Genomic DNA, 24,922 nt, shown 5'->3' with positions numbered 1-24,922 from the left:
CAAGATAGGTGACACGACAGGGTTGGTTAGGCTCGTTAGCTATAGGGGTTATTTCAAATGCACCAGCCGAGGGGGACGACGTGATTTGCGTATACCGTGCACCTTTGTGGCCGCGGGCTAAGCTCAAGAGGCCACTCATGGAGGATGACGCGATGCCCGCTCAGAGCGAAGCCAGTGTAGCGGTGGATTTCACCCAACACTTTTCTCAGGCGTTTCAAAACAGCGACTATTACCAGGACTTCTGCGATGTAGGAGCGCTTCTGTCAGCGGAAGAAAATTGTCGGGGCCCGCTGGCGTATTTGGAACAACAGTTATTTATCCTGTTCTCAGAGCGCGTAATGGCTGCCCAGGGGGCGTTACGCGCCAAGAACATCGACATTACGCCGGACACCTTGCTGGACCTGTTCAATCATTTGAGCGGCATGAGGAAACAATGGAACAGGGGGACACCCGCTGAGTTTAATGAACTGGCCGAGATCGCGAAGAAAACCACCAGCAAGCTGCTGACCACCGTGTTATCGCGCTGGGAAGCCGATAACGGCTTCGCTGTCGACAAGGAATTCTTTTCCAGCAAGCATTTACCGGCGGACTTGCTGGTGGGTAACGTGCTGTCGCTGTTCAACGATCAACTGGCATCGGGACGCCCCTTCAAGGACCTCGGCGCCGGCCCACAGCACGGCGAACATACCCACAGAATCCAGTGGTACCTGATCGGCATCGGGCTGAAACTCGGCCCCAAGGCTGGCGCCATGTTCAGGAATGTCAAACGCTGGATCAGCCGCCAGCCCATCACGTCCATCGACCAATCCAACACTGTCAGGCGATACCTCTGGGAGTATTTGTTCGACAGAGAGGGAGACCCGTCGAATGCCGCATCGGTTGCGTTCAGATGCACGGACAAGCTCGACTTCCGTGCGCCCAGCAACTTGAACAGGTTTCTAATGGACGATGCGCAGCGCGGGACGTATCCGCTCTTGAATTGGTGTTTGAACTACCGATTTGACAAACGTACCCACCAACGTGCGGGGATCGAGTATGTGTCTTCCAAGGTTTCCGATCGGAATGTCAAAAAAGTTGCGAACGCCTACGAGCGCCAGTTCGTCGAGCCTGGTGACAACCGGCTGCTCAGGGCTTTCAACAGTGGTTTGTTCATTCGCAGGGGGCATCTTATCAATGGGGTTAAATGGCAGAACTGGCCGGATGATCTCTAGTTGAAGATGCGTTGACGCAAGACCAACTATGGGCGCCCGTGAACCATCATCCCCCTAATCACCGTCTCGGCATGCTGCCGGGCAAGCGCTTGAAGGTCGGGCGCGTAGGGACTGAACAGGCCGAATATCTCTTTGAACAAGGCCCCCGCGATCATCGGGCCTAGCACGGAAAACGCATAAAGAGTCGGGTCGCCAGGACGAACTTCACCGCGTTGTTGCGCCTCGCCAATGATCCCCGTCATCAGTTTCAGCAGGTGGGCCACGACGTTGTCGTGCCAGATCGTCGCCAGGTCAGGGAACGTTCTGCTTTCAGCGATCACCAGCCGGGCCAGGGCAGGAACGCGGCTGTCACCCAGGCGTCCGGCCGCACCGCTGAGTATCAGGGGCACCAGGTCGCGCAGTGGTCCTCGATAGCCTGTCGACACCTGCTCGATGTCTTGCAGGTTGATCGAAACGGCGTGCTGCACAACGGCACGAAACAGGTCTTGCTTGGTGTCGAAGTAGCGATAGAGCGTGCCTTTGACCACGCCGGCGCGCTTCGCCACGTCGCCCAGCTTGGCCGCGGCGAAACCACATTCGGCAAACACATCCAGCGCCGCGTCGATGATCTCGGCGGGGCGTGCGTCCTTGCGCCGGTTCCATTTGGGTTTGGTATCCGTAACGTCCATCGCCTGGCCTGAGTGCTTCAAACCGGCAGTATAAAGCCGCGCTCACTGAAATAGCGGTTTAACGCGGCGATGTCCGCATTGGGGTCAGCCAGTGCCACGTAGGTGTCCGGACGCAACAGATACACGGCGTCTCGCGCCATCCCGGCCTTTTGGTGCTCAGGCTGCCAGGCGAAGACGTGCAGCGCCATGCCGCAGGCCTGGCACCATTGCACCAGGTCGGGCCTGGCCTCACCGTAGACATGCACCTGCCAGCCAATGGCACGCAGGGACTCGTAATTGTCCGCACCGGGCGTGGGCACCCACGGCAGCCGATCACCGCCCTGGACGTCACCTGCCTGCCCCTGGCTCAACGGACTCTCGTGGTAGTTGAGGGTGGTTTGCGAAATGACACGAAACAGGTACTCACGCACGTTTTCGCGCTTGTACGCGACACTCGCGAACACGGGGACTATGCGGGTGCGCACGAAGTCGGCGAACCCGCCTTGGGCGGTTGCGAACGTGAACACTTTGTCGGTGGTCTCGACGAGCTTGTGGGCAAAGGCCTGGCGCTCGGTCTGATAACTGTCGAGCAAGGTCTCGCCAGCCTTGCCGTTCAACACCGCGGCCAGTTTCCACGCCAGATTGATCGCATCGAGAATCCCCGTGTTCATGCCTTGGCCACCTGCTGGGCTGTGGACGTGGGCGGCGTCGCCCAGCAGAAACGCTCTGCCATGGCGGAACCGATCCGTGACGCGATGGTGGACGCGATAGGTGGAAAACCAATTCACGGCGCTGATCTGGATGTTCAGGCCATCGATCGCGTCGTGGCTGACATCTGCAAATGTCAGTGTTTGCGGAGGCTCGGCACGTTCGTCCCGGGCGGTGCCAATCAGGCGATAACGATCCGCTTCACCGTAAGACAGGACCAGCACGAACTCGGACTGGTTGAAAGCCACATGGGCTTCCCCGGCAGGCTCAACGCCGCTGGCGGTGACATCGGCGACGTAAAAAAGCTGCTTGTAGGTGCCGCCATCGAAACCGCTGCCGGTCGCATGACGAACGAGGGAACGGGCGCCGTCGCAGCCGGCCAGGTAAGACGCCGTGAACGTTTCCTCGTGCCCGTCGGCATGTCGCAGGAGGGCCGTGACCTGGCCTGGCTCTTCCTCGAAAGACAACAGTTCGGTCTGGCGTTCGACGTCGATACCAACGCCCTGGAGCTGTTCGATCAGCAGGCGCTCGTGACGGTCCTGCGGGTAAATCAGGACAAACGGGTAGGGCGAGATCCGTGCGCCCGCATCGATCAGTGGCAAGCGTGCTTTGCGATCACCACGGGCCCACATGTTCATGGCGGGTGTCTTGTAACCGGCATCCACCACTGCATCGGCCATGTCGAGCTGGCGATATAACTCCAGGGTGCGTGCCTGCACCGCCATGGCGCGAGACGTTTCACCCGGGGCGCTGCTCTTGTCCACGATCCGGACGGCAACGCCTTGCCGGTGGAGCCAGAGCGCAAGCGTCAATCCAGTGGGGCCGGCTCCCACAATGAGCACATCAGTCTGTGGCATGAGCTGGCCTCACGACTATTAATGACCTTTGAGTCATTAGTAGTCCTGAAGGCTGGCGCTGTCAATGATGGGGCTTGGGCGTTGGGCCGGATAGGGTCATGGAAGAAGGCGAACCCAGGCGTATTCCCTGGGAACTGGTTAGAACAACCTTGAATCCATTACCATCAGGCCGCTTTTCGGCAATCCCAAGTCGCTGAAATGGCTGGGGCAATGGAATCAGGGAGAGATGGATGTACGTCAATCAAAAATCCGGCAGGTTTATCTTGCTGGCCTGCGTGTTGGTGGTGAGCGGTTGCACTTCGTTTTTGCAGGGCAAGCAATACGTCGTTCCCGGGGCCGATGACCCCGCCGCAACCGTTCGCCTTAAAACAGGCGGTGGTGCGAGGCTCGATGCCATGACGTTTAGCGACAACGGTTGCTATGCCGGTTACACGACCCTGCCTTCAAACGGCGACCACATCGAATCCCGAGTGGCTGCGAACAAGGAGCTGATCCTGACCTACTGGAAAATCACAGGAAGCAGCGCTTGTAAGATCCCGTTCTCCTTCACGCCACAGGATGGAGCCACCTACACCCTGGTCCAGGGCTCCTGGAGCGAACCTAAGGCAGGCATTCTTCCTATCTTCAACCGCGACGAGCATTTCTGCGGGGTAGGCGTCATCAAAAAAGTCGGCGATCAAGAGGGCGTAGAACCCATTCAACAACTGAAGATCAAGACCGGGTTCGCCTGCCTCAAGTTCGTCAAGTAAGCATGTCACCTCGTAGTCTGTGCCTTCGACTAGCGCGTCACGGTATTGCGGATATACCGCGCCGGCGACGAGCCCAGCGTCTTGCGAAACATGCTGATGAACGAACTCACTGACTCGTAGCCGAGCGCCTCGGCGGTGCGTTGTACCGACTCGCCCTCGGCCAGGTTCTGCAGGGCCACGATGATTTGCCATTGCTTGCGCCATTGGCCGAATGTCAGCCCGGTTTCGCGCTTGATCAGGCGCGCCAGGGACCGTTCGCTCATGGCGACCTGATGGGCCCACTGGGCCATGGTGCAGCGATTCGACGGGTCTTGCGCCAGGCTACGGGCGATGAAACGCAGTTGCGTCGAGGCGGGAAGCGGCAGGTACAGCTGTTCGGTGGGCGCCAGTTCCAATTGTTCGAGGAGCACGCTGGCCAACCGCGCCTGGGTACTGGCCGGCGGATAGTCCTGGGGCTGGGCGCTCAGGTGCAGGATCAACTCCAGGATCAGCGGGGAAAGCACCAGCGTGCAGCATTTTTGCGGTAGCGCGGCGGCACCGGGTTCCACGAACAGGTAGCCGATCTTGCCGTTGGCGGTCACCCGGTTGCTGTGGGCGATACCACCCGCAATCCACACGCCGAACCCCGACGGCACCATCCAGACCCCATCCTCCACGGTACACACGATGCCCCCGCGATAAGCCACCACCAACTGGCCTTTGCGGTGCGTATGCACGGGGAATTCGGTGTCGTGTCGCTGGCTCCCCAGCATCAGCGCGACGGCGGGCTGTTCGAAGCTGTCCAGTTCAAATTGTTCCATCGCCGAGAGATGCGTCTGGTCCATGCCGTCTCACTCAAGTTGTCTGAATTTGATTATAGGTTGGCAGCATACTCAATATCGGCACGTCCCTGCAGTGCTTAGCATCGTCACCAAGGCCATCAAGGTGATTGCCGACTGCGAGACGCAACCGATGCTGAGTGAAATCACAATTGCCCACCTCTACCTGCCTCCCTTCTTGCTGTACGTGGGGGTTGCAGCCCTGGTGTACGGGGCGCTGGAACGAATCATGCGGCGCTGGCTGGACTGGACCTGGCACCCGGAGATGGCGCGCTTTTTCGTGTCGCTGATCGTCCTCTCGCTGCTGGTCTTGAAGGGGTGAGGGCGGCGCAATGATCATCAAACAAGTGCTCAAGGTGCTCGTCACCCTTGGACTCGGGCTGATTGCCCTGCTGTTTTGCTCGCAGTTGTGGCGTGCCTATGAGTTGGCGCCCTGGACGCGGGACGGGCGGGTCAGCGCACACGTCATCCGTATCGCCCCTGAGGTGTCCGGCCAGGTGGAGCGGCTGCGGGTGGGCGACAACCAATGGGTGGCCAAGGGTGATCTGCTGTATCAGATCGACCGCAGCGCCTATTTGCTCGCCGAGCAACAGCGCACGGCCGAGTTGGGCGAGGCGCGCAGTGTCTTCGAACAGCGCAGCACGCAGTTCAAGCGTCGTCATCAGTTGGGCGATGCCATCGCGCAGGAGGAGATCGACAACGCCGCCCGTGACCTGGCAGTGGCCAAGTCGCGCCTGGACGCGGCCCAAAGCCAGTTGGCCCAGGCGCGCCTTGACCTGGACCGCACGACCATTCGCTCGCCGGTGGACGGCTACGTGACCCAACTGCGGCTCCAGCCCGGTGACTACGCGTCGGCGGGCCAGACCAACATCTTTGTGGTCGATAGCCATAGCTTCTGGGTCACCGGGTACTTCGAGGAAACCAAGTTGTCGGGGATTCGGGTCGGTGCCACGGCATCGATCAAGCTCATGGGGTTTGCGACGCCGCTTGAAGGGCATGTGGCGAGCATGGGCAGGGGCATCGCTGACGGCAATGAGCTGCGCAGTAGCAACGGCTTGCCTCAAGTGGCGCCAACGTTCAGCTGGATACGCCTGGCCCAACGGGTGCCGGTGCGGATTGAACTGGACAAGGTGCCGGCGGATGTGGAATTGGCCGCCGGGATGACTGCCAGCATCGAGGTCGCCGAGGCAGGGGCCGCGCCACGTTGGAGGCTGACGCAGTGGCTTCAGGCTTTCCTGTGATGGCCCGCGGGTTGCAAATGCTCGGGGCACGGCTCGGCGCATGGAACCTCCAGCCTTCGGGCTACCTGCTGCGCAGCCTCGCGGCGGCCACTCTGGCGCTATGGCTGGGCTTCCAACTGCACCTGGAGGCGCCGTTCTCGGCGGCTTCGACGGTGTTGTTGCTGATCCATCCGCTCCAGGGCGCGGTGGTCGGCAAAGGCTTCAATCGGGTGCTGGGAACCGTGGTGGGACTCGTTGTCGCGTTGCTCCTGACCGGTCTGTTCGCCCAGAAAATGCTGCTGTTCATCCTCGGGATCGGGGTATGGCTGGGGCTCTGCGTCGGCGCAATGACCCTGCTGCGGCACTACCAGGCCACGGCAGCCGTGGTTGCCGGCTACACCGTCTGCCTTGCCCTGGGGCCGGCCATCGTCGCGCCGCAGTTGGGTTTCGATCATATCGTGGCGCGGTGCACGGCGGTCGTAGTGGGGGTGTTGAGCCTGAGCCTGGTGGCCACCTTGTTCAGCCGCAAGACCGTCGAGCCGAAACTGCGCCTGGCCCTCCAGGACATCTGTTCCCGCACGCTGCAGTGGCTGGCCATGCAGCTCAAGGCGGAGCAGGGTGCGCACCCGGCGATTACGCAACGCCAGCTCGCCCTCGACATCAACAAGGTGGATGAGCTGCTCGGGGTCGGTCGAGGCGAGTCCTTTGTGATTCGCGCCAGGCAGGCGAACCTGCAGGCGGGGCTGGCGTACCTGCACGCCGTGGTCCTGGACGAATGCACGACCGATCGGTGTGTCTCACCTGCCTTCACCCAAACGGGCATGGCGTTGCAACAACTGGCCGACGCGCTACCCGGCTTTCGCGCAGCGGCCGATCGTGTCCGGGCGCTGCAAACTCGCCTGGCGCAAGCACCTGACCACACGACGAGCCAGCAGCGCTTGGAGGACCAACTGGCTGACCTGTCCAGCGCCTTGGTGAGCTTCGCCAGCCTTGAGCATGCGCCCCAGGCGCCTGCTCGCGCGGTGGGTTTCCATCGTCACTATGCAGACGCGTTGCGTAACGGCTTGCGAGCGCTGCTGGCGACGTTGGCAACCGCAGCGTTCTGGTACCTGTCTGCCTGGGACCAAGGGCCGACGCTGTTGGCGGTGTTAGGGCCGTGCTGCACGTTACTGGCCACCAGCCCGGCGCCCACCCAAGGCCTGGCGCGCTTCTTCGAGGGCACTGTCTACGGAATATTGGCGGCAGCGGCGTGCAAATTCCTGGTGCTGCCACACCTCAGCGGCCTGGCGCTGCTCACGGTGGTGATGATCGCGTTCTGGGCCGTGGGCATTCAAGCCACGACCCGCCCGCGTCACGCCCTGCAAGGCATCGCCTACCTGATTGGCTTCAACACGCTCGTCAGCACAGGCCTGGCTGCCCAGTACGATTTTGCCGACTTTGCCAACCAGGCGCTCGCGTGGCTCGTGGCGCTTGCCCTATGCGTGCTGGCCTTCCAACTGGTGCCGGGAAAACCCCACCGCCACCCACACGTGTTGAGGAAGGCGATTCACCAGGACACCCACCGACTGCTTCGTCATGGGCACCGGATTGACCCGTTCAAATGGCAGGCCAGGCAGCAACACCGATGGGTGACCTTGCAGGCGTTGGCAGCGGCCGATGAACCGCAGACTGCCCAGGCCGACGCCATGGCCCTGCAACTGAGCCGGCAACTGATTCGGCTGCAACGCAAAACCCGCGACCTGGCTCCTGAGTCATCGACTCGTCAATGCGCGCGACGGGGCGATCGACGTATTTCGACCTCTGCCTCCGACCCGGCGATCAGCGCGGCCCAGGCCCGTCGAACCGCAAGCTCACTGACCCGCCTCGGCGCCCACGACCTGGCTGCCGATTATCGGGAGCTGGCGAGGCTGCTCGAAACGTACGCACACCTCGTCAGCGCGGATAAGCGCAAACGCTTTCGTTAACACAACCCAGGTGAAATGAAATGAAGCCACTTCTTGTTCCAATCCTGTTCGGTTTGATCATGTCTGTTCCATGGAGCGTCCAGGCTTCGGACGGCGCTGATGCGCTGGAGCGTCGCCAGCAGGCCCTCAAGCAAGAGCAGACGCGCCCGGCGGGCAACGAGGACTCAACGGCCCGAGCGGCCAAGGCACAGAAACAGAAACCGTCCTTGGCGAGCTGATCACAACTCCGGCCCTGATGAATCAGGATTGCCAACGCGGGCGCCCGACCATTGCCCTTGGTTTTAATACATACAAAGCATATGCTCTTCATATACGAAACGTATGGAGTGAAACCAATGGGCATCGTGAACATCGACGACGAACTGCATGATCAACTGCGCCGCGCTACCAAAGTGTCTTGCCGTTCCATCAACGCGCAGGCGGCTTTCTGGATCAAGGTCGGACTGCTATGCGAAATGAACCCCGATCTGAGCTTCAACGAGGTCATGCGCCGTGAGCTCGGCAGCGCCGGCGTGCGGGCCCAGCCACTGGTGATGAGTTGAGCATGATCAAGAATCCGCAGCAGATCGCGCTGATGGCGGAGTCAGGGCGACTGCTGGCGTTGGTGTTCGAGCGGCTGGACCAAACCCCGCTCGCAGGAATGTCGACCCTCCAGGTCGATGCCATGGTGGAACGGTTCATCGTCGACGATCTCAAGGCCCGACCGGCGAGCAAGGGCCAGTATGGCTTTGGGTTCGTGCTCAATTGCTCGGTCAACGAGCAGGTTTGCCACGGCGTGCCATCGCCCTCCAGGATTCTGCTCGATGGCGATATCGTCAATCTCGACATCACTCTGGAAAAGAACGGCTATATCGCCGACTCCAGCAAGACCTACCTGATCGGCAATGTCAGTGCCGCTGCGCGGCAACTGGTCCAGGTCACGTACGAGGCGATGTGGCTCGGCATCCGCGCGGTACGTCCAGGCGGGCGGCTGGGCGACATTGGCGCGGCGATCGAGCAACACGCCAGGCGCAATGGTTACTCGGTGGTGCGTGAATACTGCGGCCATGGCATCGGCCAGCAAATGCACGAAGAACCCCAGGTGCTGCACTTCGGCAAGCCAGGCACCGGCCTGGTGCTGCGCGAGGGGATGGTGTTCACCATCGAGCCCATGCTCAATCAGGGCAGCAGCCACGTCAGGACCCTGGCCGATGGCTGGACGGTGGTGACCCGGGACGGCGCACTCTCCGCGCAGTTCGAACACACCGTGGCGGTGACGTCATCTGGGGTGTCGGTGCTGACGTTGCGCTCGGATGAGTTGGACGGGCGTCCGGTGCCGGCCCTGTAGTCTGGGTGCCGTTAGAGGCGCTCGCCCTGGAGGTGCTCACGAATGAGCTCGGCCAGTAGCCGTGCCGGTTCGGTCAAACCCTGGCCAGAACGATGGATCAACCCGATATCACGGTGAAAGGTGTGCACGCCGAGGTCCAGTGCTCGCACGCCCGCCGGCCAGGGCGGGTTCTGCGTCGTTTGCGGTACCAGCGCAACCCCGACGCCGTTTTCGACCAGTTTGACGATGGCCTCCAGCTCATCCAGTTCGAAGACTTCGTGCGGGGTGACGTGCATCTGGCGCAGGAAGCGATCGACCTGCCTGCCACCGAAGGAGGATCGGTCGTAGCGAATGAAAGGGTGGGTGGAAAGCAGCGCCGCCCAATCGTCCCCTGGCACCTGGCGCGGCACGATCAGGCGGTAGGGCTCAAGCGCCAGGGTCGTCCAGCGCAGATCGCTGTGCAGCGAAAAGGGCGGTCGAATGATCACGGCCAGGTCGATCTCGCCAGCGTCGACCAGGTTTACCAGCTCCATCGACAGTCCCGGGATGACACGCGTGCGGCACAGTGGGCTTTGCTGGTGAAACCGGGCCAGGGCATCCGGCAGGTAGGAGCGCTGCACGGACGCGATCGCACCGATGTTCACCCGCACGCTCGCTGGTTGCCCCACCGCCGCGGAGCCCAGGTTGTCGTAGAGCTTGAGCAATTCCTGGGCCTGCAGGAGTACCTGCTGGCCCATGGGGTTGAGATGGGCCGTGCGGCCTTTTCTGTCGAACAGCTCGAAGCCGAGCTCGGCCTCCAGGCGCTGGACCTGTGCGCTGACAGCGGCCTGCGTGAGGCCGATTCTGTTCCCGGCAGCGGCAAAGGTGCCTTCGCGCGCCACCGCAATGAGCGTCTTGAGTTCTTTGATCATTCACAAATATTAATTGTGCTTCTAAGAAATATATATTGATTTTTCTGGTTGGTTTTACCCGCTACGATGCGTTTGTTCCCCCGACAACCGCTGCCAGGCGCCATGACGATGGCGGTGTTCGCCCATCACAACAACAGTATTGGAGCCCTGATGAGCCTCTCGCCCTTTCACCTCGCCATCCCTGTTTACGACTTGCCCGGCGCGCGACGTTTCTATGGAGAAGTCTTTGGTCTTGAAGAAGGACGTTCCAGCAGCCAGTGGGTCGATTTCAATTTCTATGGTCACCAACTGGTGATCCACCAGCAGCCGAAAACCGCCGCCCAGGACAGTGTTCACAGCAACCCGGTCGATGGTCACGATGTGCCTGTCCCACACTTCGGCATCATCCTGGGGTGGGAGCAATGGGAGGCGTTGGCCGAGCGCTTGAAGTCGTTTGGCGTCTCCTTCGTGATCGAACCCTACGTTCGCTTCAAGGGCCAGGTCGGCGAGCAAGCCACCATGTTCCTGTTCGACCCATGCGGCAACGCCCTTGAATTCAAGGCATTCAAGGACATGAGCCAGATCTTCGCGAAATAGAGGGCACGCGCCCGGCAGATCACTGTACCGAAAGGGCCGCGGTCGTGGAGCGGGCGACGTCGATTTGCCATAACCGCCCCTGATGATCGAACAGCACGCATTCGCTGCCCACGAAACGCAGTTGCGCATGCTCCAGCGGCCAGTCCATGACGGCGCAGAGCCGGTCGCTGCTGCGGTGTATGAAGTGCCAGCGGGCCTCATCCTCGCCGACCCTGAAACCTATCACCAGCCACTGCGCGAAGGGGTAGACGTGCAACGGGTCGGCGGACTCCGTATTGAAGCCGGGCAGGCGATAGCGCTTGCTCGTGACGCCCTCGTACACCATCAGCGCGGGATCGTCGTCGACGCCGTCTTCGATCCACAATTCGACGGTTCGGCCCACCGCGTCGAACACTTGCCAGCTGTGCGCCCGACGCCGGACGGGCAGCGGTTCACGGCGCAGCAATCGGCGCTCGGGCAAGCGGTAGTGCCAGAGCAGCGCTTGCTGCGGGGTCTGCAGGAAGACCGATTCATTGTGCTCGTCATCCCGAATCGACGTGATCTGCCCAGGCAGGTCACCGACGTGCCACAGGGTTTCGAGTCGGCGACCCACGTCCACGACGCGCAACTGCGTGCCGCGGCCAACGGTCCAGGCCGTGCCGTCGAACGTCCTGGCGAAGGCGTCCAGCATCAGCACGCCCAAGTCGCTGGCGCTGCGATTGACCAGGTCCAGCTTGCAGATGCGCCAGACGTCGCCGCGCCGTGCCAGCGCCAGCGCGACCTGGCGGCTGTGGCCCAGCACAATGACCTGGGTCGGCACCGGGAAGTGGAAGGCGCACTTGCCGTTGGCTTCGACGACCGACGCACCGGCTTCGCCCAGCGCCAGCAGGTAGCGTCCATCCGTCAACGGCACGGCATCGCAGATCGCCCGAACGCCCCTGTCTGGCGCGGTGAATGACAACGGGTCGCTGACCCGCTCAAGGCCTTGGTTGAGGCGTTTGTTTCGAGGCAGGCCGTTGCCGGGCAGGTCTGCCTGGAGCAATTTGTCCTTGCTCATTTTAACCAGCGCCTGGAGCTGGTTCTGGGTCAGGTGGGCCTGTGGCCCGGCCTGGTCACAAATGATTGCCCGCACGGTCGCGGCTGCCAGCCAGGCCAGCGCGGGGCTGTAGGCCTTGTGCGCCAGCAGCGCCTGGGCCAGGGTGGCACGCTCCATGACCCGCGCCGGATCGCTGCGCAGTGTCTCGACCCAGGTTTCATAGGCCGTGAGCGTGTCGGGGAGCAGGATTGCGCGTTTGACCAAGGCGCCAATGGCCAGGCTGCCGCCTGCGGCCTCGGCGGCGAGCAACCATTGTGCGGCGCGTTCGCGCTCTGCCGGCAGGCTCCAGATGACGTCCACCGCCTGCAGCCACAGGCCTTTTTCAGTCAGGGCCAGCGCCCATTCCAGGCGCAGGCGCGCAGCGGCTTCGGGCCATTTCTTTTCGAGCAGGATAACGGCATCGGCGAACGCATTGTCGCGCCGGGCGACTTGTAGCGCTCGCTGCCAATCCCCGGCCAGACATAGCAGGCGCACGATGGTCGAGGCGGACATGTCCCAGGCCAGGGCCAGGTCGGCGGCCTGTTGATGGCGTTGGTGCTTTTCCAGGTAATCGAGCGCTTCCTGTCGCGCCCTCAACAGTTCGGCCAGCACGAACACGGCTTCCTCGATCCGCCCCTCGCGATCCAGTCGCTCGAAGGACTGCCGGTAGACCTGCTTGAGGTGGCTTTCCAGATCGGCCTCGAACAGCAAGCGGGTGCCGGGCGCTGAGTGCTGGCTGAGCGTCAGGTCCTGGCGCCGGGTGGGGGTGCCGAATGCCTGGCCGGCATCGCCCTGGCCGCCGCCCAGCGGAATGGCATGGCGCAAGGCTTCTTCCAGGTTGCCGTTCTCGAACATGTCCAGCATGCGTTGCATGTAGGCGGCCTGTCGTTTGCCATACAGCGCTGACAGTCGCGAGTGACGAGTCAGTTGGGTCAACCAGCGTCGCCACCTGGCCGGGCCTCGCGGCCGGCCCGAGGCCCGCGGTGGCACGCTCGGCTGCACGGGGCGGGCGGCATCGGCGACATGGGTGGCTTTTCCAGTCGTCGTCCTCACGCCGTCGCGCCGCACCCAGGCACGCCCGGCCATCAATGCCAACATGAAGAGTACGAAAAACACAGTCCCGATCAGCGCCCACGCCAGGGCATTGTCCAGGTCGAACCCGGAAGGATCCACCGCTCGCGGTGGCTTGACGGTTTCAGCAGGCGGCGCGGTGGTCGGGGACCGCGTACCGTTGAGGGCATTGATGGCGAAGATACCGGTGCCCACGGCCACCCCAATGAAGCCTGGCAGGCCATCTTTCAACGGGCCTCGGCCCTGCGAGTGAGACGCGGAGGCGGGCGGGCGGTGGGCTGCCGTTGCCTTGTCGACGGCAGCCTGACGCTGGCGCTCCAACAGGGCCCGCATCACCCCCTCGCGCTCGGGGCTGACCGGCGCCAGTGAATCGCCGAGGATCTCCCGGATATCGGTTTGCACAACCAGCGGCTCGGCGTGGGGTTCTGGCAATGCATCGCGGCAGTCATAAGTGGCGAGCAGGGCGTACTGACTGACGTCGATCCATTGGCCGGGGGCCAATGCCGTGGCCTCGCGCAGGTGCAGCGCACTGACCTGGGTGCCGCGTACCAGCCAGACATCGGCGGGTGCCAGGTGCTGCATTTCCTCGTTGCTCAGCCGCGCCGAGCACAGCGTTCGCCCCTGGCGAATCAACGGCCAGCCGGCCAGCCCCTCGCACAGCCGTGCACAAGCCTTGGGAAAACGCAGCAGGTCGCCGTCGGCAAAGCGATAGGCCTTGGCGTCGGTTTGCCAGTGGGACAGGATCAGCCGAGCCCGTTCATGCTCACTGAAGCGCTCGGCGGGAAACCACAATGCCTCGATCGGTTGATAGCCGCTCAGCACCGGCCGGCGGATCATGACGATATCAGGACCGGACATAGGTGCTTAGCTCCGAATATGGCTGCGGCGGATTGCACATGACCTGCAGGACCCTGCGTTCCTCTCGGACCGCATACACCACCAACTCGCGAGCCTTGGTCAGTGCAGCGACCAGCCCGCTCATCGGGCAGAAGGTAATCCTGGTAATGGGGTCCTGGGTGGTGAACAGCGCCTGCTGCTCACCCTGGCAGTACAGGGCGACCGTTTGCTGGTGAGGGCTGAGCAGGACCATGGAAAAGACTTCGTCGTCACCGATCAGCAATCCCAGGCCTTTCCAGCCAGGCGCCAGGTCGACCTGCTCGGCCTGAAGGTTGGGGGCGACCAGCTGCCACTGCTGGTGGCCGTCGACCAGGCGCATCCAGGCACAGCCGTGAAAGGCCCGGTTCCAGCATGCACTGGCCGGGAACAATACCTGAGCGACGTCGTTCGCCGTGCCCACCAGATCGCTCGCGGGCTGGCTGAGCCAGGCATTGAGCCGATGGACATACAGCCGACCGGCTTCCTGGCGCAGATAGACCAGCATGTCGCGACTGACCTGCGCCATGCCCACCACGTTATCGGCCATCGAATGCGTCATCCCCGACGCGCGCTGCGGCGGCAGCTTGCCGTTGTCGGTCACCCAGAAGGCCAGGTGTCCCTTGTTGTCGAGCAGGAAAACTGCGCCGTGGGTGCCGTTGTGCAACCAGACCATGGGCAGCAGCGTGGCCGTGCCCACGGGGATCTGCAGTTGATTACGTTCAGGCCGGGCGGCCGCCTTGACGAAGTCCATGTTCCAGAAGACCAACTGCTCGTCGAAGCTCAGGATCGCACCGGGCATGCGCCCTGGGAATGTGATCGCCAGCGGCGTGCCACGGCTGTTCCAGAGAGTCTTGCGAACCTCGAGCGGTTTTTTCTGCCGTGGCGCCGGGAGCTTGATCACCATGAGCCCGGGCTCGTCGAGCATTTTCAGAGCGACATGGGAGCCGCTGCTGGCGATGATCGGCGCCAGGGTCAGGACCACCCGGGCAATGGGGGTCTTGACCGGCGTGCGCGCCAACTGTCGAGCGGTGTCGAACTCGCCTTTGATCAGTTGCAGGGCCTGGCGTTTGTCGGGAAAGGGCAGGGCGATTTGCCGGGTGGTTGCGGCCTGTAGCGAGAACATCAGGCTGCGGCCATCGAGGCTGTCTTGAATCTGCACCCGGTGGGTGCACGAACGGCTATCGGTGGGCGGCAGGCGCTGACCGACGAGCCAGCGTTCGCCGCTGTCGTACGCCTGTTCCGACAGCCAGGCGCACCAGGTGCGCCAGTGCTCGTCACTGACGGTCTGATAGGTACGGGCGCTGAGCAACTGCTTCAAATGCGCGGCGCCCTTGAATTCGTTCAGTCGAGGCGCGTCCTGCAAAATGCCCCAGCGCAATTCGGCCCCGGCTTCGCTGGCACGGCGGGCAAGCAGGATCAGCAGGGCCAGGTGCACCAGTCGCGGGCCGCCCAGTTGCAAGGGGCCGGCGTCAAAGAGCACGACAATCATGCGGGTGGCGTAATGCGTGCGGTAGCGCGGCGCCAAAAACAGATGCTCGCCCACCACCGCCCTGCGTAGAAACTCGTCGGGCAACTCATCGGCCAGCAACCATTCGCTGGTCAGCAGTCGTTCATAGGGGCCGCGGCGTTGCAGGTCGCCCAGGCCGTCGGGTTCGGGGTCGCCGCCCGGCTGCATGCCGCGTAACGGACCCAACAACGGGTTGAGACGGGTGAACAGGTCGGTCAGCACCGGCAGTTGTTCGGGGGCAAACCATTGCAGCCAGTCCCGCCAGGGTTGCAGGGATTTGGGTAATTGCATCAGTGACCTGCCCACTCATCCTGAATACGTTGCAGATGCCGGGCCGTGACGGGCAGGCAGCGGTCCAGGGGCAGCACCGCCCTGGGCGCGTGCCACAACAGCAACGGCGCGCGGGCGAATCTGTCGAGCAGCGCCTGGCCCATCAGGTCCACCGGCATATCGGGTTCCCAACTGGTGGGCAGCCAGAGGCCGGGAGCGGCGGGCTCGCTACAGGCGTAGTCGACACCCTCGACCCACGGCAGGTCATCCACATGGCCGGTGACGATCAGCACGTCCCGGTTGGCCGTGGCTTGCAGGCGAGCGGTTTGATCCTCGGGCATGCGCAGCAGGCGTGCGTGCAGACGCGCTGCGACATCACCCCAGGCCACGGCCGCCTGGGGTTGACCGGCCTCACGCCGCGCTCGCCAATGCCAGTCGAGGGCCGGTGGGACCCTGTTCGTCATGCCTGGGCGCTTAGCAGGTGAGCCACTTTTCCGCGCACCTCATGCAGCCGCTGGGGGATGGTCTGGCTGTTGAAGTTGGCGTCGATCTCACGCAGCAGCGCTTCCAGCAAGGGGCTGGCCGGCGGCTCGCTGCGCCCCAGGTAATCCTCGGCCGTTTCCAGCAGGCGATGCAGGCGAGCCATCGGTTGCAGCGTCGCTTCTTCGACGGCACTGAACAGATGGCTGTTGTTGCACTGGGCCAAAAGGTCTTTCAGCACCTCGCGACCGTGCTGCTGGGTCTCGCGGGTCGGCAGCACATAGAGCAGCGGCCAGAGGTCGGCTTCGCTGGCTTCGCGGTGGCCCCGCAGCAACGCGGCGGCGGCGATCAGGCGCTGGGATTTGACGATACGGCGGTCGGACAGTTGGATTCCGGCCTCGCGCAACCGGCGAATAGCCTGGGCCAGCGCTGGGCGCACCCGGGACAGGTCGACGTCCTTGAGCGCCTGGCCCAGCGTGTCGAGCGGCGTCAGCCCCAGCAGTTGCGGGACCGGGCGTTGTTCGGACTGCCAGCCGCCGGCCAGCATCGCTTCGAGCTGGTTGTCGGGGACGGCATCCACGAACAGGTGCAGCAGGAATCGGTCGCCGAAGGCCGCCAGCGATTCGTCGTCGGGCAGGCCGTTCGCCGCAGCGACGCAGACGCGCAAGGGGCACTGGACCTGGGTGTGGCCTCGGCGGAACCGTCGCTCATTGAGCACGCCGAGCAGGGTGTTGAGAATGGCCGTCGAGCCCAGGAACACTTCATCCAGGAACACGATGTCGGCTTCGGGCAGCATGCCGCTGGTGTCGGTTTCCACCGTGCCTTCGCGCAGTTTCTTCAGGTCCACCGTGCCAAACAGCTCCGAAGGCTCGGTGAAGCGTCCCAGCAGGTATTCGAAATAACGCCCGCCCATGGACTGGGCGACCCGACGCACCACCGCGCTTTTCGCCGTGCCGGGCGGGCCCACGACCAGGATGTGCTCCTGGGCAACCGCCGCCAGCACGATCAACTCGGCCAGTTGCTCACGGCCGACCAGGCCTTCGGTGGCGGCGCGTACTGCCTGACGGATCTGGGTGGCGGCGAGGTCGAGCGAAGCGGACATGGGGATCTTCCCTGAATCTGAAAGGGCCTATCTTGCCTGAAGGCGAGGGCGAACTGGGAAGTTGATCGGCATGCAAGGCCCAAGCTTGAGCCTCGTGGGGGGAGCCCGCCACGGAACATGCGCCGCCATTGCGTTGCACAATGGCGGCTGCGGCAGGCGTCCGTCGCTCACGCCGCCCCCCACGAAGGCACCTGCCTAGCGGATCGGCAACAACGCCCCAAACGCCACGAAAAAACCGCCGCAGATGCGGTTGAAACGCCGGCCCATCCGCGCCAGCCACGGCCGGACCCGGTTCGCCGCGCTCGCCACGCCGAACTCCACGGCGAATTCGACGAATGCGTAGGTCAGCGCCATGACCGTCGCCTGCAGGATCAGATTGCGCTGGGCGTCGATGAACGGCGTGATGAATGCGGTGAACAACAGCAAGGCCTTGGGGTTGGAAATCGCCGACAGCAGCCCCTGGCGAAACAGCGACCAGTCGGCCGAGCCGCTCACGTCGTTGACCGCCAGGGTCATCGCCTCCGAACGCCACAGGCTCAGCCCCAGCCAGATCAGGTAGAGCCCTCCGATGATCTTCAGCGCGGTCAACCAATGCAGCGACGCTTGCAACAAGGCGCCCAGGCCGAGGACGCACAAGGCGATCACGATGACGAAACCGAGGACGCCGCCGGTGATGGTGAACAGTGTCTTGCGGTGGCCATGGATCGCCCCGTGGGTCAGCACCAACAGGGCATTGGGGCCGGGCACCAGGGCGATGCCACAGCAGGTCAGCAGGTAGAACAGCCAGGCGTCGAGGGACATGGGGGCTCCGGTGCACGATGACAGGCGCCGATGTTGACGCGAGAAGGCCTGGACGAAAAGCGCATATTGTGGCACTCAGGTATTCGATTATCGAATGCAGGGTTTTCCACCATGACACCCAGGGATCTTCAGATCGATTGGCTCAAGTGCTTCGTCGCCGCCGTCGATACCGGCTCGCTGTCGAGCGCCGCCCTTGAGATCAACAAGTCGCAGTCGGCCGTCAGCATGCAGCTCAAGAAACTCGAGTCGGCCTTGGGTCGCCAGGTCCTGAGCCGCGGCCCGCGACACTTCCAGCTCACCAGTGACGGCGAAGCACTGCTCGGCTACGCCCGGCGCATGCTGGCCTTGCACGCAGAAACGCTGGGGGCCTTCTGGGGCGAACAGCTGAGCGGACGGATCCGCCTCGGCGTGGCGGAGGATTACGCCGCGCCTTACCTCACGCCGGTCTTGAAACGGTTCTCGGCGCGCTACGCCAGCGTCGACATCGAGTTGACCTGTGAGCAATCCACCGCACTGATTCCCCGGGTGGCCAGCGGTGAACTGGACCTGGCCCTGGTCTCGCGCGACAGTCCGCGTCGCGGCGCCTTTCTGTTCCATGAACCCATGGTCTGGGTCGGCTCGCCGCAGTTCGAGCTCTGGCGTCGGGATCCGCTGCCGATCGCGGTCTACGACGAAGAAAGCCTGGCCCGCCGCACCGCTGTGGAAACCCTGGTCCGCCATGGGCGTCGCTACAAGGTCGTCTACAACAGTTCGAGCCTGGCCGGGCAGATCGCCGCGGTGGAAAGCGGGGTCGCGGTGGCGGTGCTGACCCGCTGCTGCACCCCGGCCAACCTTCAGGTGCTGGGCCAGGAACATGGCCTGGGCGCGCTGGAATCCATGAGCGTGGCGGTCTATCGCAGCCGGGCCTCGCAAGGATCGATCGCGGTGGATGGACTGCGCAGCTTTCTGATCAAGACCCTGGGCGCCCCTGCGCAGGCCTAGCTTGTCGGCCGGGCTAACGTGGACGGCGCCGGCACCTGCCGGTTCGGGCGAAAAAGCAACACTCATTCACGCAATCTGCACGGCTATAAGTGACATCCAGGCAAAGTTAAAAAAATTACGAGCATCAAGGACTAAGCCCCTGTAAATTCCCGAAACAACTACCCAAACTATTTCTGATGGCCAAGGTCATTCATTCGCGCCGGTCGTTCTCAGTCACCGGTTTCCCCTACGTTCAGGAGCAACTCACACATGGCAGCACTGCAGAACACCACGTTCGAGGCGATGAAAGACAAACAGGCGCAGGTGCTGGGCGAATGGATCAACGGACTGGAAACCAGTGGCGCGACCCGCAACCTCAAAAGCCAGGACCTGCAGCAACAAACCAGTGAGTTCCTGCAACTGGTGATCAATGGCCTGCAAAACAACAACGGCACCAACATCAATACCCCGGGCTGGGAGTCCACGCGCCAGTTCCTCGAAAAGCTCTCCCAAAGTCGTGCCCAACTCGGGCAGGATTCGCAACAGACCGCCAGTTTCATTTTCGCCCTCAAGGGGCCGCTGTTTGCCTTGCTGCAAGCTCATTACCGTGAGCAACCGGCGCTGCTGGCCGAGCAACTGTGGGAAATCTCCGAACTGTTCGATGCGTTCGGGATGCACACCATCCGCACCTTCCAGAAATCCCGCGAGGCGGTGATCAAGCGTCAGCAGGAGGAACTGCTGGAGCTGTCCACCCCGGTCGTCAAGCTGTGGGACGGCGTACTGGCGCTGCCGATGATCGGCACCCTCGATTCGCAACGCACCCAGGTGGTGATGGAGTCGCTGTTGCAGCGTATCGTCGACACCGGTTCGGAAATCGCCATCATCGACATCACCGGTGTGCCGACCGTTGATACGCTGGTCGCCCAGCACCTGCTCAAGACCGTGACCGCCATTCGCCTGATGGGCGCCGACTGCATCATCAGCGGCGTGCGTCCGCAAATCGCCCAGACCATCGTGCACCTGGGCCTCGACCTGCAAGGCGTGGTCACCAAGGCCAACCTGGCCGACGCACTGAAACTGGCCTTGACCCGCCTGGGCGTCAGCCTTGGCAAGACGGTCTGAGCCGATGGAACGTATCCCGATTCTACAGATGGGCGACTTTCTGCTGGTCACGATCCAGGTCGACATGCATGACCAACTGGCCCTGACCCTGCAGGACGATCTGTCCGAGCGCATCAGCAAGACGTCGGCCCGCGGGGTGTTGATCGACATTTCCGCACTGGACATGGTCGATTCGTTCATCGGCCGGATGATCGCGACCATTTCCGGCCTGTCGAAAATCATGGACGCCGAGACCATGCTGGTGGGCATGCAACCGGCCGTGGCGATCACCCTGGTCGAACTCGGCCTGACGCTGCCCGGCGTCAGCACTGCGCTGAACGTCGAGCGCGGAATGAAACTGCTGCAGGAACGAGTACGCCATTCATGACCGTGCGCAGCAGCGGCACTCAACCGATCAACATCGAACAGGACGTGGTGCTCGCTCGGCAAGCGGCACGCAAACTGGCCACCGAATGCGGCATGCGCCTGATCGACCTGACCAAACTGGTAACCGCCGTCAGCGAGCTGGCGCGTAACACCATGGTCTATGGCGGTGGTGGCGACATGGATTGGCAGATCCTCGACGAGGGCGACAGGGTCGGCCTGCGCCTGGTCTTTCGCGACGAAGGGCCGGGCATCGCCGACATCAAGCTGGCGATGACCGACGGTTGGACCTCCGGCGGTGGCCTGGGGCTTGGGCTGACCGGTGCCAAGCGACTGGTCGATGAATTTGAGCTCGACACCGAGCCCGGCAAGGGCACACGAATCACGATTACCCGATGGACATGACGATCGCTGGGTCACTGACCCAGGTGCTGCTGATCGAAGACAGCAGCCAGGTCGGCCATGCCCGGCGTACCGCGCAAAGGCTCGCCGAGCAAAACGGCTTTGATGCCACCGATGCCGGACGCGTGGCCCTGGTCGCCACCGAACTGGCCAGCAATGTGCTCAAGCACGCCAGCCGCGGCGAGCTCCACCTGCGCCTGTTACCTTGTCCCGACGGGTTTGGCATCGAGATGCTCGCGGTCGATCGCGCCCAGGGCTTCGATCTGGACGCCTGCCTGACGGATGGGTATTCCACCGGGGGCACCCAGGGCATCGGCCTTGGGGCCGTGGCGCGCCAGACCGAAGTGTTCGATGTGTACGCCGATGCCCGTGGAGCGGTGTTGCTGGCGCGGCTGTATCCGCGCGGCAATCGCCAGCCGGACGTGCGTTACGGCGTCAGCCAGCATTCGCTGAACGACGATCCGGCGTGTGGCGACACCTGGCACCTGGCGTACAACGGCGCCAACATCAGTGCTCTGGTGATCGACGGCCTCGGCCACGGTGAGGATGCCGAGCGCGCGGCCAAGGCGGGGGAGCGGGCGTTCGCCCAGACCCCGTTCGCCAGTGCGGTGCTGTTGATGGAGGACATGCACCGCGACATGATTGGCACGCGTGGCGGCGCAGCCGCTTTCGCCCAGTTCAATGCCGCGCGCGATGGCCTGACGTTTACCGGCGTTGGCAACATCGGCGCCACCCTTATCAGCGCGGACAAGTCGCGGGGCCTGGTGTCGAGCCCGGGCATCGTCGGCAGCCAATACCGCAGAGCCCAGCCCTTTGACTATGCTCACGTGAACGGACATTTATTGATCATGTACAGCGATGGCTTGCAGTCCCGTTGGAATCTTCAAGACTACCCCGGCCTGGTGCACCGTCATCCCGCTGTGATCGCCACTGTCCTGCATCGCGACTTCTGCCGTGGACGCGATGATGTGACCGTGCTGGTCGTTGCCTTGGAGGCCGCCCATGGCTGAGCCGTCTACCCTGAACCCTGCCGAGCAAGCCGCGTTGATCGCCCAGTTGCAGGGCGAGAACGCCGCCCTGCGCGACGAACTCGATGAAACCAACCAGGGTGTGCTGGCGCTCTATGCCGAACTCGACACCCAGGCTGAGCAACTGCGCCAGGCCTCGGACCTCAAGAGCCGCTTCCTGTCGTACATGAGCCACGAGTTCCGCACGCCGCTGGGTTCGATCCTGAGCATCAACAGCCTGCTCGCCGATGAACTCGACGGTCCGCTCAGCCCCGAGCAGCACAAGCAGGTGGCGTTCGTCAGCAGCGCCGCCCGCGAACTCAGCGACATGGTCGATGACTTGCTCGACCTGGCGAAAATCGAAGCCGGACGGATCTCCATTTCCCCGGCGTGGTTCGACATGTTCGACCTGTTCTCGGCCCTGCGCGGGATGTTCCGGCCGATCGTCGACGCATCAGCGGTGGACCTGATCTTCGAAGAGCCCGTCGGCCTTCCGCGCCTGTACACCGATGACAAGAAACTCGCGCAGATCCTGCGCAACTTCATTTCCAACTCATTGAAGTTCACCACCCGCGGCGAAGTGCGGATCTCGGCCCGCCTGGAAGGACCGGACCGGGTGCGCTTCGCTGTCAGCGACACCGGAATAGGCATCGCGCCGGAACTGCACGGTGCATTGTTCGAGGACTTCATCCAGGTCGACTCGCCCTTGCAGAAACGCCTGCGCGGAACCGGCCTGGGCCTGTCGTTGTGCAAACGCTTCGCGGCGTTGCTGGGGGGCGAGGTCGGGATGGACAGTACACCGGGGGTCGGCTCGAACTTCTTCGTGACCATTCCATTGGCGCTCGCCTTGGAGAATGCCGATGAATCGTGACATTCGTCTGTTGATCGTCGACGACAACATCGCCACCCGCTATGCCTTGCGCCGGCGCCTGGAGAGCCACGGCTACGTGGTGCTGGAGGCCGGTACCGGCAGCGAGGGCCTGGCGCGGATCGCCGGCGAGCCCATCGACGCACTGATCCTGGACGTCAACCTGCCGGACATGAGCGGCTTCGACATCGTACGTACCTTGCGCGCCGATGCGCGCACCGCGTTGCTGCCGGTGATCCATGTATCGGCCGCGTCGATCCAGACCGGCGACATCATCACCGGCCTCAACGCCGGTGCCGACGCCTACCTGATTCACCCCGTGGACCCGGACGTGCTGCTGGCGACCCTGCGCACCTTGCTGCGGGTGCGCGACACCGAAAACGCGCTGCGCGAGAGCGAGGCGCGCTTTCGCGAGATTTTCGTCAACGTCTCGGCGCCAATTGCGGTGCTTGATGCTCATCTGAAAGTGCACGAGTGCAACCATGCTTTCGCGCAGATGATCCAGGACAACCATGCCCCGGAAACCCTCAGCGAATGCTTCGACGAGGACCAGGGTGCGGTTCTCGACGAGTTGCGCCAACGCCTGGCCGATGGCGAACGCTGGAAGGGCACGTTGAACATGCGCGTGCAGGGTGAGATTCGTGAAACCGAGTGGCAGATATCACCGTACCGCACGCCGCAACTGAGCCTGGTGTTCATCGAGGACGTCACCGAACACCGCCACCGTGAGCGTTCTCACCTGGCACGGCTGGACGACACCACCACGCAACTGGCCAAGGAAGTCGCCGAGCGGGCGCGCGCCGAATCACAATTGCTGCAAGTGCAGAAAATGGACGCACTGGGCAAGCTCACCGGCGGCATCGCCCATGACTTCAACAACCTGTTGACCGGCATCATCACCAGCCTGGAACTGATCCAGAAACGCATGGCCGATGCACGTCCGGACAAGGTTCAGTTTTACGCCGAGGCGGCACTGAATTCGGCAATGAGCGCGGCCTCCCTCACGCATCGACTGCTGGCCTTCGCTCGCCAGCAGCCCCTCGACACCCGTCCGGTGGACATCAACGAGCAAGTGCGCTCGCTGGAAGAGCTGCTGATGCGCACCATTGGCGAACGCATCAACCTCAAGCTCGAATTGACCACCAAACCGGCGATTGCGCTGGTCGACCCGGTGCAACTGGAAAGCGCGGTACTGAACCTGGTGATCAACGCTCGGGATGCGCTGCCCAAGGGCGGTAACATTTGGCTCAACACCTATGCGGCGCATTCCCATGGCGCCCCCAACCTGGCCGATGGCGCGTATGTCGCGTTGTCGGTGCGCGACGACGGCACCGGCATCGATCACAGTGTGATCGACAAAGTGTTCGAGCCGTTCTTCACCACCAAGCCGCTGGGGCAGGGCACCGGTTTGGGGCTGTCGATGATCTACGGCTTCGCCCGTCAGTCTGGCGGCGATGCGCACATCCGCAGCGTGGCGCGGTGCGGCACTGAAGTGACGATCATGCTGCCGGCCACCGGCGACTCGACACAGGCTTACGTCGCCCCGCTCATTGTCGACCCGCAGGCTTCTGGCGAGCATGTGCTGATTGTCGAGGACATGCCTTCGGTGCGCCTGTTCGTGACCGAAGTGCTGGAGGATGCGGGCTATCGCTGCACCCAGGCACCGGATATCGAAACCGCGTTGGAGCGCTTGCAGAATGATCCGACCATTAACCTGCTGCTGACCGACGTCGGCCTGCCACGCATGAGCGGCCGGGAACTGGCCGATGTGGCGCGAGGCTGGCGTGAAGGTTTGCCCATCCTGTTCATGACGGGCTACGCCGAAACCGCGCTCAACCGCCAGGTGTTCCTGGGCAGCGGCATGGAAATGCTGGTCAAGCCCTTCCAGATCAGCGAGTTGCTGGAAAAAGTTCGCCTCACGCTGGATGCTCAGTAACCCCCCGACATCGGCGGGGTCCCGGTAGACCAGGCATTCAATTGTGCCTACAGGAGCGAGCCTCCAGGTGTGGCGTGGCCTGGGCATGCCATGGCGCCAAGGAATTTCAGGCCAGCCTGTTCAGGTTTGCGCCAGA

The 24,922-nt window shown here is 63.1% G+C and carries 25 protein-coding genes; 16 read left to right on the top strand and 9 right to left on the bottom strand.

Annotation, left to right across the window (positions count from 1 at the left end; translation table 11 throughout):
* Positions 1-137: 137 nt before the first annotated feature.
* The gene (locus V3H56_RS13680; RefSeq protein WP_047738578.1) at positions 138-1,211 is read left to right on the top strand and encodes a LirA/MavJ family T4SS effector; all 1,074 of its coding nucleotides are present in this window, start codon (positions 138-140) and stop codon (positions 1,209-1,211) included.
* 26 nt (positions 1,212-1,237) lie between these two features.
* Here the strand turns inward: V3H56_RS13680 and V3H56_RS13675 are convergent, their stop codons facing one another.
* Together V3H56_RS13675 and V3H56_RS13670 are read right to left on the bottom strand one after the other, a co-directional pair.
* Positions 1,238-1,879, bottom strand: a complete 642-nt coding sequence (locus tag V3H56_RS13675; RefSeq protein ID WP_338474760.1) for a TetR/AcrR family transcriptional regulator — start codon at positions 1,877-1,879, stop codon at positions 1,238-1,240.
* 17 nt (positions 1,880-1,896) lie between these two features.
* Positions 1,897-3,423 (bottom strand): FAD-dependent oxidoreductase, encoded by a 1,527-nt coding sequence (locus tag V3H56_RS13670; RefSeq protein ID WP_123579045.1) that lies wholly within the window; start codon positions 3,421-3,423, stop codon positions 1,897-1,899.
* Positions 3,424-3,653: 230 nt separating this feature from the next.
* On the opposite strand from V3H56_RS13670, the gene V3H56_RS13665 reads away from it, so the two are divergent.
* Entirely contained in the window at positions 3,654-4,172 is a 519-nt protein-coding gene (locus V3H56_RS13665; RefSeq protein WP_123579044.1) for a hypothetical protein, read from the top strand.
* A 29-nt stretch (positions 4,173-4,201) separates the two neighbouring features.
* On the opposite strand, the gene V3H56_RS13660 is transcribed toward V3H56_RS13665, so the two are convergent.
* Positions 4,202-4,996, bottom strand: a complete 795-nt coding sequence (locus V3H56_RS13660) for a helix-turn-helix transcriptional regulator (RefSeq protein WP_042728597.1) — start codon at positions 4,994-4,996, stop codon at positions 4,202-4,204.
* Positions 4,997-5,123: 127 nt separating this feature from the next.
* Here V3H56_RS13660 and V3H56_RS13655 point away from each other — a divergent pair, with 127 nt between their 5' ends.
* From V3H56_RS13655 to map, 6 genes are all read left to right on the top strand, one after another.
* On the top strand, positions 5,124-5,312 hold the full coding sequence (locus V3H56_RS13655; RefSeq protein ID WP_047739556.1) for a DUF1656 domain-containing protein: 189 nt from the start codon (positions 5,124-5,126) through the stop codon (positions 5,310-5,312).
* Positions 5,313-5,322: 10 nt separating this feature from the next.
* A complete protein-coding gene (locus tag V3H56_RS13650; protein ID WP_212803816.1) occupies positions 5,323-6,231 on the top strand; it encodes an HlyD family secretion protein in 909 nt (302 codons plus the stop codon).
* A complete protein-coding gene (locus V3H56_RS13645; protein ID WP_338474759.1) occupies positions 6,231-8,174 on the top strand; it encodes an FUSC family protein in 1,944 nt (647 codons plus the stop codon). The genes V3H56_RS13650 and V3H56_RS13645 overlap by 1 nt, the downstream gene beginning before the upstream one ends.
* A gap of 20 nt (positions 8,175-8,194) precedes the next feature.
* On the top strand, positions 8,195-8,392 hold the full coding sequence (locus tag V3H56_RS13640) for a hypothetical protein (protein ID WP_338474758.1): 198 nt from the start codon (positions 8,195-8,197) through the stop codon (positions 8,390-8,392).
* 117 nt (positions 8,393-8,509) lie between these two features.
* Positions 8,510-8,716 carry a ParD-like family protein gene (locus V3H56_RS13635; protein WP_042728600.1) on the top strand — a complete coding sequence of 69 codons (207 nt, stop codon included), beginning with the start codon at positions 8,510-8,512 and terminating at the stop codon, positions 8,714-8,716.
* 2 nt (positions 8,717-8,718) lie between these two features.
* On the top strand, positions 8,719-9,501 hold the full coding sequence (map, locus tag V3H56_RS13630; RefSeq protein ID WP_338474757.1) for a type I methionyl aminopeptidase: 783 nt from the start codon (positions 8,719-8,721) through the stop codon (positions 9,499-9,501).
* Positions 9,502-9,512: 11 nt separating this feature from the next.
* Here the strand turns inward: map and V3H56_RS13625 are convergent, their stop codons facing one another.
* The gene (locus V3H56_RS13625) at positions 9,513-10,391 is read right to left on the bottom strand and encodes a LysR family transcriptional regulator (RefSeq protein ID WP_047738569.1); all 879 of its coding nucleotides are present in this window, start codon (positions 10,389-10,391) and stop codon (positions 9,513-9,515) included.
* A 150-nt stretch (positions 10,392-10,541) separates the two neighbouring features.
* Here V3H56_RS13625 and V3H56_RS13620 point away from each other — a divergent pair, with 150 nt between their 5' ends.
* Complete coding sequence (locus V3H56_RS13620; RefSeq protein ID WP_047738567.1) at positions 10,542-10,967, top strand: VOC family protein; 426 nt, start codon at positions 10,542-10,544, stop codon at positions 10,965-10,967.
* A gap of 19 nt (positions 10,968-10,986) precedes the next feature.
* Here V3H56_RS13620 and V3H56_RS13615 read toward each other — a convergent pair whose 3' ends face one another.
* From V3H56_RS13615 to V3H56_RS13595, 5 genes are all read right to left on the bottom strand, one after another.
* A complete protein-coding gene (locus V3H56_RS13615; RefSeq protein ID WP_338474756.1) occupies positions 10,987-13,950 on the bottom strand; it encodes a bpX6 domain-containing protein in 2,964 nt (987 codons plus the stop codon).
* Positions 13,937-15,766, bottom strand: a complete 1,830-nt coding sequence (locus V3H56_RS13610; protein WP_338474755.1) for a hypothetical protein — start codon at positions 15,764-15,766, stop codon at positions 13,937-13,939. Before V3H56_RS13610 ends, V3H56_RS13615 begins: the two co-directional genes overlap by 14 nt.
* On the bottom strand, positions 15,766-16,209 hold the full coding sequence (locus V3H56_RS13605) for a hypothetical protein (protein WP_338474754.1): 444 nt from the start codon (positions 16,207-16,209) through the stop codon (positions 15,766-15,768). Before V3H56_RS13605 ends, V3H56_RS13610 begins: the two co-directional genes overlap by 1 nt.
* Positions 16,206-17,327 carry an AAA family ATPase gene (locus tag V3H56_RS13600; RefSeq protein WP_047738561.1) on the bottom strand — a complete coding sequence of 374 codons (1,122 nt, stop codon included), beginning with the start codon at positions 17,325-17,327 and terminating at the stop codon, positions 16,206-16,208. Before V3H56_RS13600 ends, V3H56_RS13605 begins: the two co-directional genes overlap by 4 nt.
* Positions 17,328-17,522: 195 nt before the next feature.
* Positions 17,523-18,128 carry a LysE family translocator gene (locus V3H56_RS13595; protein ID WP_053144547.1) on the bottom strand — a complete coding sequence of 202 codons (606 nt, stop codon included), beginning with the start codon at positions 18,126-18,128 and terminating at the stop codon, positions 17,523-17,525.
* Positions 18,129-18,239: 111 nt separating this feature from the next.
* Between V3H56_RS13595 and V3H56_RS13590 the strand changes: the two genes are divergently transcribed.
* The 7 genes from V3H56_RS13590 (at position 18,240) to V3H56_RS13560 (ending at position 24,786) form a co-directional block, all read left to right on the top strand.
* Positions 18,240-19,109: a LysR family transcriptional regulator gene (locus V3H56_RS13590; RefSeq protein ID WP_042732010.1), complete on the top strand. Its 870-nt coding sequence runs from the start codon at positions 18,240-18,242 to the stop codon at positions 19,107-19,109.
* 249 nt (positions 19,110-19,358) lie between these two features.
* Positions 19,359-20,210 carry an STAS domain-containing protein gene (locus V3H56_RS13585; RefSeq protein ID WP_042732011.1) on the top strand — a complete coding sequence of 284 codons (852 nt, stop codon included), beginning with the start codon at positions 19,359-19,361 and terminating at the stop codon, positions 20,208-20,210.
* Positions 20,211-20,214: 4 nt separating this feature from the next.
* Entirely contained in the window at positions 20,215-20,577 is a 363-nt protein-coding gene (locus tag V3H56_RS13580; protein WP_042732012.1) for an STAS domain-containing protein, read from the top strand.
* Positions 20,574-20,978 (top strand): anti-sigma regulatory factor, encoded by a 405-nt coding sequence (locus V3H56_RS13575; RefSeq protein WP_047738555.1) that lies wholly within the window; start codon positions 20,574-20,576, stop codon positions 20,976-20,978. The genes V3H56_RS13580 and V3H56_RS13575 overlap by 4 nt, the downstream gene beginning before the upstream one ends.
* The gene (locus V3H56_RS13570) at positions 20,975-21,985 is read left to right on the top strand and encodes an ATP-binding protein (protein WP_053144735.1); all 1,011 of its coding nucleotides are present in this window, start codon (positions 20,975-20,977) and stop codon (positions 21,983-21,985) included. Before V3H56_RS13575 ends, V3H56_RS13570 begins: the two co-directional genes overlap by 4 nt.
* The gene (locus V3H56_RS13565) at positions 21,978-22,853 is read left to right on the top strand and encodes an ATP-binding protein (protein ID WP_042732014.1); all 876 of its coding nucleotides are present in this window, start codon (positions 21,978-21,980) and stop codon (positions 22,851-22,853) included. Before V3H56_RS13570 ends, V3H56_RS13565 begins: the two co-directional genes overlap by 8 nt.
* Positions 22,843-24,786, top strand: a complete 1,944-nt coding sequence (locus V3H56_RS13560) for a response regulator (protein WP_338474753.1) — start codon at positions 22,843-22,845, stop codon at positions 24,784-24,786. Before V3H56_RS13565 ends, V3H56_RS13560 begins: the two co-directional genes overlap by 11 nt.
* Positions 24,787-24,922 lie beyond the last annotated feature (136 nt).

Source organism: Pseudomonas sp. MS646, assembly GCF_036693845.1.
Lineage (GTDB): Bacteria > Pseudomonadota > Gammaproteobacteria > Pseudomonadales > Pseudomonadaceae > Aquipseudomonas > Aquipseudomonas chlororaphis_E.
Note: the sequence above shows the minus strand (reverse complement) of the source record. Positions and strands in the feature narration are given on the sequence as shown.